Raw genomic sequence first — 13,518 nt, 5'->3', positions numbered from 1 at the left:
AATGATCACAAAAGCAGACAAAAATGCAGTTCGTAAGAAACGTCATGCTCGTGTACGTCGTACGATCACGGGGACAGCAGCTCGTCCACGTTTGAACGTATTCCGCTCGAGCAAGCACATCTACGTTCAACTCATCGATGATGCAGCACAAACAACGCTTGTGTCAGCATCTTCGAAAGATAAAGCTCTCGATCTTACAAACGGCGGCAACGTTGAAGCAGCGAAAGCTGTTGGTAAACTTGCAGCTGAACGTGCACTCGAGAAAGGTATCGACACTGTTGTGTTCGACCGTGGTGGATACCTCTATCATGGCCGCGTCAAAGCTGTTGCTGAAGCAGCTCGTGAAGCAGGTCTTAAATTCTAACAAAAAGGAGGGGACACTCGATGCGCCAGTTAGACGTTAACATGGAACAACTTGAAGAACGCGTTGTTACCGTAAACCGCGTCGCGAAAGTCGTGAAAGGTGGCCGTCGCTTCCGTTTCGCCGCTCTCGTCGTCGTAGGTGACAAGAATGGTCACGTCGGTTTCGGTACAGGTAAGGCACAAGAGGTGCCAGAAGCGATCCGCAAGGCTATTGAAGCCGCTAAGAAAAACATGGTTCAAGTACCGATGGTTGGTACAACAATTCCACACGAAATCACAGGAGTATTCGGAGCAGGTCGTGTATTCATGAAACCAGCTTCTGAAGGTACTGGGGTTATCGCAGGTGGACCGGTTCGTGCAGTGCTCGAACTTGCAGGTGTAGGTGACATCCTTTCGAAATCGCTTGGATCTAACACACCAATCAACATCGTCCGTGCGACGGTTAAAGGCTTGACAGAGCTTAAAAAAGCAGAGGAAGTTGCTAAACTACGCGGTAAAAGCGTAGAAGAACTTCTTAAATAAGGGAGGGAATTAGACATGGCGAAACTCGCAATCACCCTCACACGCAGCACTATTGGTCGTCCTGAGGATCAGCGTGTAACAGTACGTACACTCGGTCTTCGTAAAATGCATCAGACTGTCGTTGTCCCTGACAACGTGGCGATGCGTGGTATGATCAAAAAGGTGTCGCACCTTGTGACTGTAAACGAAATCAACGAATAATAAAGATCTTACTAAATAAGGAGGTGCCACTATGAAACTCCATGAATTGAAGCCAACTCCAGGTTCGCGTCACGAACGCAACCGTGTCGGTCGCGGTATGGCGACTGGTAACGGTAAAACTTCTGGCCGTGGACATAAAGGTCAAAAAGCTCGTTCGGGCGGTGGCGTTCGTCCAGGATTTGAAGGTGGGCAAAACCCACTTTACCGTCGTCTTCCAAAACGCGGTTTCAACAACCCTACTCGTAAAGAGTATGCAGTTGTTTCCCTAGACACGCTTAACCGTTTCGAAGCAGGTACTGAAGTTACTCCAGAACTCTTAATCGAGACTGGTGTTGTCAGCTCTGCTAAAGACGGAATCAAAGTACTTGCTAACGGCAAGCTTGAAACAAAATTGACTGTAAAAGCCAACAAATTCTCGGGTGCAGCGAAAGAAGCGATCGAAGCAGCTGGCGGTTCAGTTGAGGTGATCTGATGTTTCAGACGATCTCCAATATGTGGCGCGTGAAAGATATTCGACAGCGTATTCTCTTCACACTCGCAATCATCATCATTTTCCGCATCGGGGCCCATATCCCGGTGCCGATGGTGAATACGGATGTGTTGCGTTTTGACTCAGGAGGTCTACTCGACTTCTTGAACTTGTTTGGAGGAAATGCTTTACAGAACTTCTCCCTGTTCGCAATGGGGATCATGCCGTATATTACGGCATCGATCGTTGTGCAGCTCTTACAAATGGACGTCGTTCCGAAGTTTGCCGAATGGGCAAAACAGGGCGAGTCTGGACGTAAAAAGCTAGCGACGGTCACGCGCTATGGGACGATCATCTTAGGGTTTATTCAAGCGACTTCATTGTCGTTTGGATTTAACCGCCTCTATCCAGGTCTCGTCAATGAGACGTGGGGCACGGCAACCTATTTCGTGATCGCGATCGTACTGACTGCCGGTACGGCGTTCTTGATGTTCCTTGGTGAGATGACGACGGAGAAAGGTGTTGGGAATGGTATTTCCATCATTATCTTCGCCGGTATCGTCGCTGGGTTCCCAAGAATCTTCACGCAGATTTATGAGACGAAGCTCCAAAATGCTGGAGATGCGTTATTCATTAACATCGTTTACTTGGTTGTACTATTGCTCGTTATCCTTGCGGTGACCATGGGGATCATTTATGTTCAACAGGCCGCTCGCAAAATTCCGATTCAATACGCAAAACGCACGGCGAACCGTACCCCTGTGGGCGGACAGTCGACGCACTTGCCAATCAAACTAAACGCTGCCGGTGTCATCCCGGTTATCTTCGCGATTTCCTTCATGGTGACACCACCAACTGTTGCAAGCTTCATTGCTTCTCCGGAAACGACGCAGAAGTTGCAGACCTACTTCGATACGACAGCTCCAATCGGAATGTCAATCTACGTAGCGCTCATCATCGCATTCGCTTACTTCTATACATTCATTCAGGTCAATCCTGAACAGATGGCAGAAAACCTGCAGAAGCAAGGTGGCTATATTCCTGGGATTCGTCCTGGGGCGCAAACAGAACAGTACATCACGAAGTTGCTCTATCGTTTGACATTCTTCGGAGCGATTTTCCTATCGCTCGTTGCGATCATGCCGACAATCTTCATTAAGCTTGCCGGTCTCCCAACTTCGGTGCAAATCGGAGGAACGAGCTTGTTGATCGTGATCGGGGTAGCCCTCGAAACGATGAAACAAATCGAAAGTCAACTTGTAAAACGACACTACAAAGGCTTTATCCGTTAAAGCGGAAGGAAGGGTACACCCTTCCTTCCTGTCGTGTTTACGACGTGTTGTGAAAATCAAAACTGGAGGCTAACTGAGATGAATCTAGTACTCATGGGCTTACCGGGTGCAGGGAAAGGGACTCAAGCGGCTAAAATCGTCGAAGAGTACCAAATCCCACACATTTCGACAGGCGACATGTTTCGTGCGGCAATCAAAGGCGGAACGCCACTCGGCAAAGAAGCAAAATCGTTCATGGATAAAGGCGAACTCGTACCGGATGAGGTAACAATCGGAATCGTACGTGAGCGTTTGAGTCAAGATGATACGAAAAACGGCTTCCTACTCGATGGATTCCCGCGTACTGTTGCTCAAGCAGAGGCACTCGAAAGTTTGCTTAAAGATTTGGGAAAACAGATTGACCATGTCGTGAATATCGATGTGGATGCGGAAATTCTCGTCCCGCGTTTGACAGGTCGTTGGATCTGCCCAACGTGCGGTGCGACATATCATGTGATCTTCAACCCACCTAAAGTGGAAGGCATCTGTGATGTGGATGGGTCGGCTCTCATGCAACGTGAAGACGATAAAGAGGAAACGGTCCGCCGTCGCCTTGACGTCAACATCGAGCAATCGAAACCACTCATTGACTTTTACGCTGAAAAAGGGTATCTTCGTACATTGGATGGAGATCGTCCAATCGATGTCGTATACGCCGATGTCAAAGCGTTACTCGGTGGTACTGAATGATCATCACGAAGACGCCTCGTGAAATAGCGATTATGCGTGAGGCTGGGCAAATTGTTGCTCGAACACACCAGGTGCTCAAAGAGCACATCAAACCAGGTATTACGACGCTTGAGCTCGACCGGATCGCGGAAGAATACATTCGCAGCCAAGGTGCGACACCGTCGTTCAAAGGCTACAACGGGTTTACCGGTAGCGTTTGTGCTTCAGTGAACGAAGAGCTTGTTCATGGGATTCCCGGAAAGCGGGTATTGAACGATGGAGATATCATCTCAATCGACATCGGTGCCTACTATAACGGATACCATGGAGATTCCGCTTGGACGTATCCAGTGGGAACAATCTCAGCAGAGACGCAGCAGTTACTTGACGTAACTGAAGAAAGTCTGTATAAAGGATTGGAGCACGCTAAGGCTGGGCAGCGTCTGACAGACATTTCGCATGCGATTCAAGCGTATGTGGAATCTCATGATTTCTCTGTCGTCCGCGAATACGTCGGTCATGGTGTCGGACAAAATTTGCATGAAGAACCGCAAATTCCGCACTATGGTCCACCGGGGAAAGGGCCGCGCCTGAAGACTGGAATGACGTTAGCCATTGAACCAATGGTCAATGCTGGTCAACGCTATGTTCGAACACTGGCTGACAACTGGACAGTTGTGACAGTGGACGGTAGCATGTGCGCCCACTTTGAGCACACCATCGCCATCACAGACGATGGATACGAGATTTTAACGAAACTCGATTCCGGTGAATGAGGCTCTATTGCTTCGTGCTGATCCGTAACGGATCCTTCTCTCACAGTACAATGCGATAGATCGTCTGTGCTCCTAAATATCTTCATATAGAAAGGGGAATAAATGATGGCGAAACAAGATGTCATTGAAGTGGAAGGCACTGTTGTCGAACCACTTCCAAACGCAATGTTTAAAGTGGAGTTAGAAAACGGCCACACGGTGCTCGCGCACGTCTCAGGGAAAATTCGGATGCACTATATTCGAATCCTTCCAGGTGACCGCGTAACTGTCGAGTTGTCTCCGTACGACTTGACTCGCGGGCGGATTACGTACCGTTACAAGTAACTCCGATTTTTCCAGGAGGAGGGTATAATCATGAAAGTAAGACCGTCGGTAAAACCGATCTGCGAAAAATGTAAAGTTATTCGTCGTAAGGGTAAAGTAATGGTAATTTGCGAAAACCCGAAACACAAACAAAAACAAGGTTAATCTAAGAGGAGGTGCACACATGGCACGTATTGCTGGTGTAGATATTCCACGCGAAAAACGTATCGTTATTTCGCTCACATACATCTTTGGTATTGGTAAAACAAGAGCACAAGAAATTTTGAAGACTGCAAACGTATCTGAAGATTCACGCACACGTGATTTGACAGAAGACGAAATCAACCGTATCCGTGAAGCAATTGACGGAATCAAAGTTGAAGGTGACCTTCGTCGTGAAGTTTCACTCAACATTAAACGTTTGATCGAGATCGGCGCTTATCGCGGTGTTCGTCACCGTCGTAGTCTCCCTGTTCGCGGACAAAACACGAAGAACAACTCGCGTACTCGTAAAGGCCCACGCCGTACAGTAGCGAACAAGAAGAAGTAAAGGAGGGAATTGAACAATGGCGAAACGTAAGCAAAATGTACGTTCAAAACGTAAAGTCAAAAAACATGTTGAAGTCGGTGTGGTACACATCCGTTCTACTTTCAACAACACAATCATTACAATCACTGACACGCAAGGTAACGCGATCTCATGGGCTACTTCTGGTAACCTTGGATTTAAAGGATCACGTAAATCGACTCCGTTCGCAGCACAATTGGCTGCTGAAACTGCAGCGAAAGTTGCAATGGACAACGGTATGCGTACAGTAGAAGTTAACGTTAAAGGTCCTGGTGCTGGACGTGAAGCGGCTATCCGTGCCCTCCAAGCTACTGGTCTTGAAGTAACTGCAATCCGTGACGTAACACCAGTTCCGCACAACGGTTGCCGCCCTCCAAAACGTCGCCGCGTATAATCGCTTGTGCGTGTGAAGGGCTTACCTAGCACAAACAGCATATACAATGCAGCTCGCGCTGCATGGCAGGATACACTCAAGGAGGGGTTCAGATGATCGAGATTGAAAAACCAAAGATCGAAACGGTCGAAATCAGCGAGGATGCTACGTTTGGTAAATTCGTGGTGGAACCGCTTGAACGTGGATATGGCACTACTCTCGGCAACTCACTACGTCGAATTCTTTTGTCATCGCTCCCTGGTGCAGCGGTAACAGCGGTTCAAATCGATGGCGTACTTCATGAGTTCTCTACGATTGACGGAGTCGTCGAAGACGTCACGCAAATCGTACTTAACCTCAAGAAGTTAGCACTCAAAGTGTACTCGGACGAAGAGAAAACGCTTGAGATTAACGTTTCAAGTGCCGGTGCTGTCACTGCGGCAGACATTACCCATGATAGCGACGTTGAAATCTTGAATCCTGAGCTCCACATCGCGACTCTCGCTGACAACGCGACGCTTCGCATGCGTTTGACTGCTCGCCGTGGTCGTGGTTACGTCCAGGCAGAAGATAACAAACGTGATGATATGCCGATTGGCGTAATTCCAATCGATTCGATCTACACACCGATTCAACGCGTGAACTACGAAGTAGATAAAACACGTGTCGGTCAAGATGCTAGCTTCGATAAGCTTCTATTAGACGTGTGGACAGATGGTTCAATCCGTCCGGAAGAAGCGGTATCGCTCGGGGCGAAAATTTTGACAGAACACTTGAACATCTTTGTTGGCTTGACTGACGAAGCTCTCAATGCAGAAATTATGGTCGAGAAAGAAGAAGACCAAAAAGAAAAAGTACTCGAAATGACGATTGAAGAACTCGATCTCTCAGTTCGTTCGTACAACTGCTTGAAGCGCGCTGGCATCAACACGGTTCAAGAACTCGCAAACAAATCAGAGGAAGAGATGATGAAAGTTCGTAACCTCGGACGTAAATCACTCGAAGAAGTTCAACTCAAGTTGGACGAACTCGGTTTGGGCTTGCGTAAAGAAGACTAAGTTCAAACGAAGGAGGGAAATGTAATGGCTTATTCGAAACTCGGCCGTACAAGCTCGCAACGTAAGGCACTTTTACGTGATCTTGCAACTGACCTTATTATCAACGAGCGCATTCAAACAACTGAACAAAAAGCGAAAGAACTTCGCCCAGTCGTTGAAAAATTGATCACTCTTGGGAAACGTGGCGATCTTCATGCCCGTCGTCAAGTAGCTTCATTCGTTCGCAAAGAGAACGCTGGAGAAAAAGACGCAATCCAAAAATTGTTCGAAGACGTGGCACCACGCTACGCTGAACGTCAAGGTGGATACACACGCATCATGAAAGTCGGCCCACGCCGCGGTGACGGTGCGGAAGTCGTAATCATCGAACTCGTCTAATTCATTAGGCAGTCAACAGGGCATGCGGTGACGTATTGCCCTGTTTCCACATCGGAAAGGAGTCGGCAGATGGAATCTCAAATTATGGTACGCGATATCGTGTTTCGTTACCCGGGACAGACCGAGCCAGCCCTCAATGGGTTGTCACTCGACGTATACAAAGGGGAATGGCTCGCGATCGTTGGCCATAACGGTTCTGGTAAGTCGACTTTGACGAAGTTGTGGAATGGGCTTTTGCTTCCTCAAGAAGGAGAAGTCCGGGTTGAGGCACTCGATCCAACGGACGCCACAGACGTGTGGGACGTTCGGAAAAGGATCGGTGTCGTCTTCCAAAATCCCGACAACCAGTTTGTCGGGGCGACCGTGCGCGATGATGTGGCATTCTCTCTCGAAAACATGGGACTTCCACGTCAAGAAATGGTTCGTCGAATTGATGACAGTCTAGCGCGCGTTGGATTATCGGAACTAGCGGACCGTGAACCGCATCAGTTATCCGGTGGACAAAAGCAGCGTGTTGCGATTGCTTCGGCTCTCGCAATGCGCCCGCATGTCCTCGTGCTCGATGAAGCTACCTCGATGCTCGACCCGATTGGGCGCAAAGAGGTGATTGAAACGGTGCAACAGCTCGTCTCAGAAGGGATGACCGTTGTCGCCATTACCCACGAGCTCGACGAAGTGTTGTTTGCCGACCGTATCATTGCGTTGTCGAAAGGCAAGATTGCGATGACCGGCACACCCGAAGACGTGTTTCAAAATCCGGAGGCGTTACGAGCCATTCAGCTCGACGTACCGTTTATTGTCCGGATGCAACTCGAACTGAAGGAACGGGGCATACCACTCGATCGTCTGATGCTACAACATTCGGAGTTGGTGAACCATCTATGCCGATTAGCATTGAAGAAGTGACTTACCAATATCAATTGAATACTCCGTTTGAACGAACCGCGCTGCGCGATGTGAATGTGATGATTCCGTCGGGGGCGCTTGTTGCGTTTCTTGGCCACACCGGCTCTGGAAAATCAACGCTCGTTCAACATATGAATGGCCTGTTGCGGCCGACAAAAGGTCGTGTCGTCGTCGATGATATCGAAGTCCGTGCGATCACGAAGCGTCGCGATAAAAAGCAAAGCTTACTCCCGCTTCGGCGCCGCGTTGGGCTCGTCTTTCAATATCCGGAACATCAATTATTTGAAGAGACGGTCGAACGCGACGTCATGTTCGGTCCACGTAACTTCGGGGCGTCTGAAGACGAAGCGAAAGAACGGGCTCATTTCGCCTTACGCCTTGTGGGTCTCGATGAAGCTCTTTGGAGCCGTTCACCGTTCGATCTCTCGGGCGGACAGATGCGCCGTGTCGCTATCGCCGGAGTACTCGCGAGCCGTCCGGACGTTCTCGTTGTGGATGAACCGACGGCAGGGCTCGACCCGCTCGGCCGTCGCGAGATGCTGGCGTTATTCAAACGATTAAAACAAGAACTCGATTTGACACTCATCCTCGTCTCGCACGATATGGATGACGTGTTGGCTTATGCGGAACGTGTCGTCGTCATGGAACGCGGACAGGTCGCCTTTGACGGAGATCCATTCAATTTATTCAAAGACGAGGCGCTCGTCGAGGCGCTCCAGCTCGAGATTCCACACGTGCTCCGTTTCGCTAATGAACTCGCCCCTGTGTTTGGGGTCGCCACACCGTCTCTCCGAACAGAGACTGAATTGGCGGACTGGATTGCGCTCGAGCTAGGAAGGGGGGGAGCGACTTGATTATCGGACAGTACATTCCCGGACACTCGTGGCTCCACACACTCGACGCGCGAGCCAAGACGTTGTTTATCCTCGCCTTCATTCCCATCGTCTTTTTGGCGGATAACTTGTGGACGAACGTATTCTTGCTGGCCTTCACGTTGTTCGCCGTGCGATTGTCTCAACTGTCGTGGCGGTATTTATGGAACGGACTGAAGATGATTCTATTCCTGATCCTATTTACGCTGTTGTTGCAGTTGTTCTTTAATCGCGAGGGAACCGAGTTGATTTCATTCGGACCGTTCGCAATTTATTCGGAAGGTGTCCGCATGGGCTTAATCGTCTCGCTCCGTTTCTTCTATCTCGTCATGTTGACGACGCTCGTGACGCTGACGACGACGCCGATGGAACTGACCGACTCGATTGAGGCCGGGCTCCGTCCGTTAGAGCGGTTCCGGGTACCAGCCCATGAGATCGCCCTCATGTTGTCCATCTCGCTCCGGTTCTTGCCGACGTTGGCCGACGAGACGGATCGGATCATGAAGGCCCAACAGGCGCGAGGGGTCGATTTGAAGAGCGGTCCAATCATGGATCGCCTCAAGGCGGTCGTCCCGCTCATGATCCCTTTATTCGTATCTGCGTTTAAACGTGCTGAGGACCTCGCTACGGCGATGGAAGCTCGAGGGTACCGTGGGGGTGAAGGGCGGACGCGGTTGCGTGAGATGACGTGGCATCGTCGTGATACGGCGTTACTCCTCATCTTTGTCATCGTGACACTCATTCTAATCGGATTGCGAGGGATTGGATGAAACGAATCAAACTGACGGTAGCGTATGACGGGACGCACTATGCAGGCTATCAGGTACAACCGAACGGAAACACGATTCAAGCCGAAGTGGAGGCCGTCTTGGCGCGGATGCATAGCCGAGCCGTGAAAGTCGTGGCCTCGGGCCGTACGGATGCTCGGGTCCACGCGAGAGGGCAAATCTTGCACTTTGATACGCACCTCTCGATGCCGGTCGACCGGTTCGTCAAAGCGTTGAATGCGATGTTACCGGATGATATCCTCGTCCAAGCGGCTGAAGAAGTCGATGCTTCGTTTCACGCACGGTACGGGGCGAAACGGAAAGAGTATCGCTATTTCTTCCGAGGCGACGCCGATCCGTTCCGACGCCACCATGCCGTGACGGTCACGTATACGCTCGATCATGAGCGGATGCGCCAGGCGCTTCGTCTATTAGTCGGGACCCACGACTTCACGTCCTTCTCGGTGACGAAGGCGGAAGTGGAGGACCGCGTCAGAACAATTTATGAAGCGGAGCTCGTTGAAGCAGGCGATGAGATGTACTTCCGATTCGTCGGCTCGGGCTTTCTCTATAACCAAGTTCGGATTATGGTTGGTACGTTGCTTGAGGTCGGGCGAGGGAAATATGAACCGGCAGATGTGAGTCGAATGCTCGCTTCTAAAGACCGGCGTAGCGCTGGGATTACAGCCCCACCGCACGGTCTATATTTGTGGAATGTGAATTATGAAAAAGTAGATTGACATTCCCCCTATAAAATCGTATTATATTCATTGGCATTTCATTTTCACATTGAGAGATGAACCACAATCTTAGCCCCGTAAACTAGGATTATGATAAAGCATCAAACAAGCACTAAAAAAATTAAGTAAACAGACATTTTAGGAGGTATTCCACATGCGCACGACATTCATGGCAAAAGCATCTGAAGTAGAACGCAAATGGCTCCTTATCGACGCAGAAGGCAAAACACTTGGTCGTTTGACTAGTGAAGTAGCATCACTTCTTCGCGGTAAGCACAAGCCGACTTTCACACCACACGTTGATTGCGGAGACCACGTCATCATCATCAACGCTGAGAAAATCCACTTGACTGGTAACAAATTGAACGACAAGATTTACTACCGTCATTCAGGTCATCCAGGCGGTTTGAAATCACAAACTGCAAAAGAGCTTCTCGCAAAACGTCCAGAGCGTATGCTTGAACTCGCAATCAAAGGGATGCTTCCAAAAGGATCACTTGGACGTCAATCATTCAACAAACTCCACGTTTACGCTGGAGCTGAGCACAACCACGCAGCACAAAAACCAGAAGTTTACGAACTTCGCGGTTAATCGGGACACAGGGAGGAACTAAACGATGGCAGATGTACGTTACTACGGAACAGGCCGCCGCAAACACTCGGTGGCTCGCGTTCACCTCGTTGCAGGTGACGGCAAAGTTGTTGTAAATGGCCGTGATATTTCAGAATACTTCGGTCATGAGACTTTGATCATGATGGCAAAATCACCACTCGTATTGACTGAAACAGAAGGTAAATACGATGTAATCGTTAACGTTAACGGTGGTGGATTCACAGGACAAGCTGGAGCGATTCGCCACGGCGTATCACGTGCGCTTCTTCAAGCGGACCCAGAATTCCGTCCAAGCCTCAAAGAAAAAGGCTTCTTGACTCGTGACGCTCGCATGAAAGAACGTAAAAAATACGGTCTTAAAGCTGCACGTCGCGCACCACAATTCTCGAAGCGTTAATCTTCGAACAATTTGGTTCAAACTCTCTGTCCATTGGGGCGGAGAGTTTTTTTGTTGCTCATGAAATTGTTGCATTCCGTTCCCTCAAGAAAACGCTTTTTTTGATATACTGTTAGCGAGACAGAAATTAGGGGGAAACCACATGCTTACAGTAGAACAAGTTCGTGAAGAATTGGCGGGGTTGATCGATCCAACAATCAACCGTACGCTTGGAGATACAGCTGGCGTGAAGGATATTCGCATTAAAGAAGATTATGTCAGTGTTAAAGTCGCGCTCGGTCAAACCGGGAGCGGGGAACAGCTTCAACTTCAACAAGAGATTGTCACGTTGCTCAAAGGAAAAGGTTTCAAGACGGTCGGCCTCCGCTTCGAGGCGCTCAATGACGAGAGCTTGAAAGAAGCGACAAAGCCGGCGATTCTTCGTGAGAACGCCGGTACGACGTTCATCGCAATCGCATCAGGGAAAGGCGGCGTCGGGAAATCGACGGTCTCCGTCAACTTAGCCGTCGCGCTCGCGCGGGCCGGGAAAAAAGTCGGATTGATTGATGCGGACATTTATGGCTTTAGTGTGCCGGATATGCTCGGAATCGAAGAACGACCAGTCGTGCGTGGAGAAAAAATCATCCCGGTCGAGCGGTTCGGTGTGAAAGTCATTTCAATGGGCTTCTTTGTCGAAGATAACGCGCCGGTCATCTGGCGTGGACCGATGCTCGGGAAGATGCTCAATAATTTCTTTAACGACGTCGAATGGGGCGACCTAGATTACTTGCTCCTCGATTTACCGCCAGGGACGGGTGATGTCGCGCTCGATATTCATTCGATGCTCCCGGCATGCCAAGAGTTGATTGTCACGACACCGCATGCGACGGCTGCGTTCGTCGCTGCACGGGCTGGGGCGATGGCGATTAAGACGAACCACAAAGTGCTTGGCATCATCGAGAACATGGCGTACTTCGAAAGCAAAGTGACTGGAGAGAAAGAGTATGTCTTCGGTTACGGCGGAGGCGAAAAGTTGTCCGAGGCATTGAAGAGCAAGTTGCTCGCTCAAATTCCGCTCGGTCAGCCGTACGAAAACGAAGAAGACTTTGCCCCATCGGTTTATCGGGACGGGCATCCGTTTGAGAAAACATACGATGGATTGGCACAAGCGGTCATTCAACAGATAGAAGGGTAATGGTTCACAAATGAAGGTACAAGGATTTTTAAGGTTGTTTTGGACGACGCTCGTCTTCGGGACGTTATTTGGGTTTGTGATGAACTTACTGGCCAATCCAGGTTATTTAGTGAGTCAATCTTGGGAAGCGATCGTCACGGCGCTTAGCTACTCGAGCACGTGGACGGGAATTAGCATGATGGGATTCTTTGCTTATTTGATTGTCCACCGGGTTGGATTGGACTTGTTCCGAGGACCAAGGTTATGGAATCGCGTGCAAGTGCTATTGATCGCCTTTGCGTTATTTGATGCGGTATATCTTCGCATGCTCGCGTTCGGCAACGATCATATGTGGCGCTATATCGGTGAAATGGTCGTGTTGGTGATGGTATCTTGGATTATCGCGACGAGTAAGGCGAAGCAGACGAACGCGAGTGCGTTCATCCCGACGCTCTTCTTGATGATCGTCATCACGTTAATCGAATGGATTCCAGCCCTACAGGCGACGGATGAAATCGTCCTCTTGTGGCCGGCGTTAGCGACGCTCGTGTTTGCCAATGCGTATCAAGTCTTGATGCTGCATCGCTTCCAAGCACCTGCTCAGGCAGAGAGCGTCAAACCGTCGACAGCGGGAAAGGCCAAAACGAAGAAACGTGTGTCATCTAAATCATCATGACAGCGTACTATTACAAGCTCAGACATTCGTCTGGGCTTGTTTGTTTGAAACGTTCTTTCGTTCAGTTACAGAGCGTAAAACAAAAAATAAAGTTTTTTTAGAAAAACAGTTGACGAAAATAGGGGGCGCTGATATATTAATAAACGTCGCTGCTGTTCACACACGAACAACAGAATGCGAATTAAAAAAAATAATAAAAAACGGTTGACTTTAAAAGGTCAAATCGCTATTATTAAAAAGTCGCTAACACGACAACATTTGGTCTTTGAAAACTGAACGATGAGGCAAAAATGATTTACAATTTTTGAATGAAGCGCAAGCTTCGTCATTTTTAAAGAGCTATATCAAATTCTTTGGAGAGTTTGATCCTGGCTCAGGACGAA

21 protein-coding genes are annotated in these 13,518 nt (G+C 49.2%); all 21 read left to right on the top strand.

Going from position 1 to position 13,518, the window contains the following annotated elements; all coding sequences use genetic code 11:
• Position 1 precedes the first annotated feature (1 nt).
• The 21 genes from rplR (at position 2) to KNP71_RS13915 (ending at position 13,135) form a co-directional block, all read left to right on the top strand.
• Entirely contained in the window at positions 2-364 is a 363-nt protein-coding gene (gene rplR, locus KNP71_RS14015; protein ID WP_012727661.1) for a 50S ribosomal protein L18, read from the top strand.
• 20 nt (positions 365-384) lie between these two features.
• On the top strand, positions 385-885 hold the full coding sequence (rpsE, locus tag KNP71_RS14010; protein ID WP_021066616.1) for a 30S ribosomal protein S5: 501 nt from the start codon (positions 385-387) through the stop codon (positions 883-885).
• Positions 886-900: 15 nt separating this feature from the next.
• The gene (gene rpmD / locus KNP71_RS14005) at positions 901-1,086 is read left to right on the top strand and encodes a 50S ribosomal protein L30 (protein WP_021066617.1); all 186 of its coding nucleotides are present in this window, start codon (positions 901-903) and stop codon (positions 1,084-1,086) included.
• A gap of 31 nt (positions 1,087-1,117) precedes the next feature.
• A complete protein-coding gene (gene rplO, locus KNP71_RS14000; RefSeq protein ID WP_021066618.1) occupies positions 1,118-1,558 on the top strand; it encodes a 50S ribosomal protein L15 in 441 nt (146 codons plus the stop codon).
• Positions 1,558-2,847, top strand: a complete 1,290-nt coding sequence (gene secY, locus KNP71_RS13995) for a preprotein translocase subunit SecY (RefSeq protein ID WP_021066619.1) — start codon at positions 1,558-1,560, stop codon at positions 2,845-2,847. Before rplO ends, secY begins: the two co-directional genes overlap by 1 nt.
• Before the next feature lie 78 nt (positions 2,848-2,925).
• Positions 2,926-3,576 (top strand): adenylate kinase, encoded by a 651-nt coding sequence (locus KNP71_RS13990; RefSeq protein WP_029594431.1) that lies wholly within the window; start codon positions 2,926-2,928, stop codon positions 3,574-3,576.
• The gene (gene map, locus KNP71_RS13985) at positions 3,573-4,331 is read left to right on the top strand and encodes a type I methionyl aminopeptidase (protein ID WP_021066621.1); all 759 of its coding nucleotides are present in this window, start codon (positions 3,573-3,575) and stop codon (positions 4,329-4,331) included. Before KNP71_RS13990 ends, map begins: the two co-directional genes overlap by 4 nt.
• Positions 4,332-4,436: 105 nt before the next feature.
• Entirely contained in the window at positions 4,437-4,655 is a 219-nt protein-coding gene (gene infA / locus KNP71_RS13980; RefSeq protein ID WP_021066622.1) for a translation initiation factor IF-1, read from the top strand.
• Between the two features lie 30 nt (positions 4,656-4,685).
• On the top strand, positions 4,686-4,799 hold the full coding sequence (gene rpmJ, locus KNP71_RS13975; protein WP_003156543.1) for a 50S ribosomal protein L36: 114 nt from the start codon (positions 4,686-4,688) through the stop codon (positions 4,797-4,799).
• A gap of 19 nt (positions 4,800-4,818) precedes the next feature.
• Positions 4,819-5,184, top strand: a complete 366-nt coding sequence (gene rpsM / locus KNP71_RS13970; protein ID WP_021066623.1) for a 30S ribosomal protein S13 — start codon at positions 4,819-4,821, stop codon at positions 5,182-5,184.
• 16 nt (positions 5,185-5,200) lie between these two features.
• A complete protein-coding gene (rpsK, locus tag KNP71_RS13965) occupies positions 5,201-5,596 on the top strand; it encodes a 30S ribosomal protein S11 (protein WP_021066624.1) in 396 nt (131 codons plus the stop codon).
• Positions 5,597-5,688: 92 nt separating this feature from the next.
• Complete coding sequence (locus tag KNP71_RS13960) at positions 5,689-6,633, top strand: DNA-directed RNA polymerase subunit alpha (protein WP_021066625.1); 945 nt, start codon at positions 5,689-5,691, stop codon at positions 6,631-6,633.
• A gap of 24 nt (positions 6,634-6,657) precedes the next feature.
• A complete protein-coding gene (gene rplQ / locus KNP71_RS13955) occupies positions 6,658-7,011 on the top strand; it encodes a 50S ribosomal protein L17 (RefSeq protein WP_012727650.1) in 354 nt (117 codons plus the stop codon).
• A 69-nt stretch (positions 7,012-7,080) separates the two neighbouring features.
• Positions 7,081-7,917, top strand: coding sequence for an energy-coupling factor transporter ATPase (locus KNP71_RS13950; RefSeq protein ID WP_029594432.1), 837 nt, complete (start codon positions 7,081-7,083; stop codon positions 7,915-7,917).
• Positions 7,893-8,771, top strand: a complete 879-nt coding sequence (locus KNP71_RS13945) for an energy-coupling factor transporter ATPase (RefSeq protein WP_214830927.1) — start codon at positions 7,893-7,895, stop codon at positions 8,769-8,771. Before KNP71_RS13950 ends, KNP71_RS13945 begins: the two co-directional genes overlap by 25 nt.
• Positions 8,768-9,559, top strand: a complete 792-nt coding sequence (locus KNP71_RS13940) for an energy-coupling factor transporter transmembrane component T family protein (RefSeq protein ID WP_021066628.1) — start codon at positions 8,768-8,770, stop codon at positions 9,557-9,559. The genes KNP71_RS13945 and KNP71_RS13940 overlap by 4 nt, the downstream gene beginning before the upstream one ends.
• Positions 9,556-10,296: a tRNA pseudouridine(38-40) synthase TruA gene (truA, locus tag KNP71_RS13935; RefSeq protein ID WP_021066629.1), complete on the top strand. Its 741-nt coding sequence runs from the start codon at positions 9,556-9,558 to the stop codon at positions 10,294-10,296. Before KNP71_RS13940 ends, truA begins: the two co-directional genes overlap by 4 nt.
• 154 nt (positions 10,297-10,450) lie before the next feature.
• Positions 10,451-10,888, top strand: a complete 438-nt coding sequence (gene rplM, locus KNP71_RS13930; RefSeq protein ID WP_021066630.1) for a 50S ribosomal protein L13 — start codon at positions 10,451-10,453, stop codon at positions 10,886-10,888.
• A gap of 25 nt (positions 10,889-10,913) precedes the next feature.
• Positions 10,914-11,306, top strand: coding sequence for a 30S ribosomal protein S9 (gene rpsI / locus KNP71_RS13925; RefSeq protein ID WP_021066631.1), 393 nt, complete (start codon positions 10,914-10,916; stop codon positions 11,304-11,306).
• Positions 11,307-11,448: 142 nt separating this feature from the next.
• On the top strand, positions 11,449-12,480 hold the full coding sequence (locus tag KNP71_RS13920; RefSeq protein ID WP_021066632.1) for an Mrp/NBP35 family ATP-binding protein: 1,032 nt from the start codon (positions 11,449-11,451) through the stop codon (positions 12,478-12,480).
• A 34-nt stretch (positions 12,481-12,514) separates the two neighbouring features.
• Entirely contained in the window at positions 12,515-13,135 is a 621-nt protein-coding gene (locus tag KNP71_RS13915; protein WP_251132822.1) for a KinB-signaling pathway activation protein, read from the top strand.
• The last annotated feature ends 383 nt before the right edge of the window (positions 13,136-13,518 follow it).

Source organism: Exiguobacterium sp. s56, assembly GCF_018618255.1.
Classification (GTDB): Bacteria; Bacillota; Bacilli; order Exiguobacteriales; family Exiguobacteriaceae; genus Exiguobacterium; species Exiguobacterium chiriqhucha.
The sequence above is the reverse complement of the archived record's forward strand: the minus strand, read 5'-3'. Positions and strand labels throughout refer to the sequence as shown.

Excerpts from the sequence above, each read along its gene's own strand:
- rplR (WP_012727661.1), top strand. The coding sequence starts at position 2 with ATGATCACAAAAGCAGACAAAAATGCAGTTCGTAAGAAACGTCATGCT.
- rpsE (WP_021066616.1), top strand. The coding sequence starts at position 385 with ATGCGCCAGTTAGACGTTAACATGGAACAACTTGAAGAACGCGTTGTT.
- rpmD (WP_021066617.1), top strand. The coding sequence starts at position 901 with ATGGCGAAACTCGCAATCACCCTCACACGCAGCACTATTGGTCGTCCT.
- rplO (WP_021066618.1), top strand. The coding sequence starts at position 1,118 with ATGAAACTCCATGAATTGAAGCCAACTCCAGGTTCGCGTCACGAACGC.
- secY (WP_021066619.1), top strand. The coding sequence starts at position 1,558 with ATGTTTCAGACGATCTCCAATATGTGGCGCGTGAAAGATATTCGACAG.
- KNP71_RS13990 (WP_029594431.1), top strand. The coding sequence starts at position 2,926 with ATGAATCTAGTACTCATGGGCTTACCGGGTGCAGGGAAAGGGACTCAA.
- map (WP_021066621.1), top strand. The coding sequence starts at position 3,573 with ATGATCATCACGAAGACGCCTCGTGAAATAGCGATTATGCGTGAGGCT.
- infA (WP_021066622.1), top strand. The coding sequence starts at position 4,437 with ATGGCGAAACAAGATGTCATTGAAGTGGAAGGCACTGTTGTCGAACCA.
- rpmJ (WP_003156543.1), top strand. The coding sequence starts at position 4,686 with ATGAAAGTAAGACCGTCGGTAAAACCGATCTGCGAAAAATGTAAAGTT.
- rpsM (WP_021066623.1), top strand. The coding sequence starts at position 4,819 with ATGGCACGTATTGCTGGTGTAGATATTCCACGCGAAAAACGTATCGTT.
- rpsK (WP_021066624.1), top strand. The coding sequence starts at position 5,201 with ATGGCGAAACGTAAGCAAAATGTACGTTCAAAACGTAAAGTCAAAAAA.
- KNP71_RS13960 (WP_021066625.1), top strand. The coding sequence starts at position 5,689 with ATGATCGAGATTGAAAAACCAAAGATCGAAACGGTCGAAATCAGCGAG.
- rplQ (WP_012727650.1), top strand. The coding sequence starts at position 6,658 with ATGGCTTATTCGAAACTCGGCCGTACAAGCTCGCAACGTAAGGCACTT.
- KNP71_RS13950 (WP_029594432.1), top strand. The coding sequence starts at position 7,081 with ATGGAATCTCAAATTATGGTACGCGATATCGTGTTTCGTTACCCGGGA.
- KNP71_RS13945 (WP_214830927.1), top strand. The coding sequence starts at position 7,893 with ATGCCGATTAGCATTGAAGAAGTGACTTACCAATATCAATTGAATACT.
- truA (WP_021066629.1), top strand. The coding sequence starts at position 9,556 with ATGAAACGAATCAAACTGACGGTAGCGTATGACGGGACGCACTATGCA.
- rplM (WP_021066630.1), top strand. The coding sequence starts at position 10,451 with ATGCGCACGACATTCATGGCAAAAGCATCTGAAGTAGAACGCAAATGG.
- rpsI (WP_021066631.1), top strand. The coding sequence starts at position 10,914 with ATGGCAGATGTACGTTACTACGGAACAGGCCGCCGCAAACACTCGGTG.
- KNP71_RS13920 (WP_021066632.1), top strand. The coding sequence starts at position 11,449 with ATGCTTACAGTAGAACAAGTTCGTGAAGAATTGGCGGGGTTGATCGAT.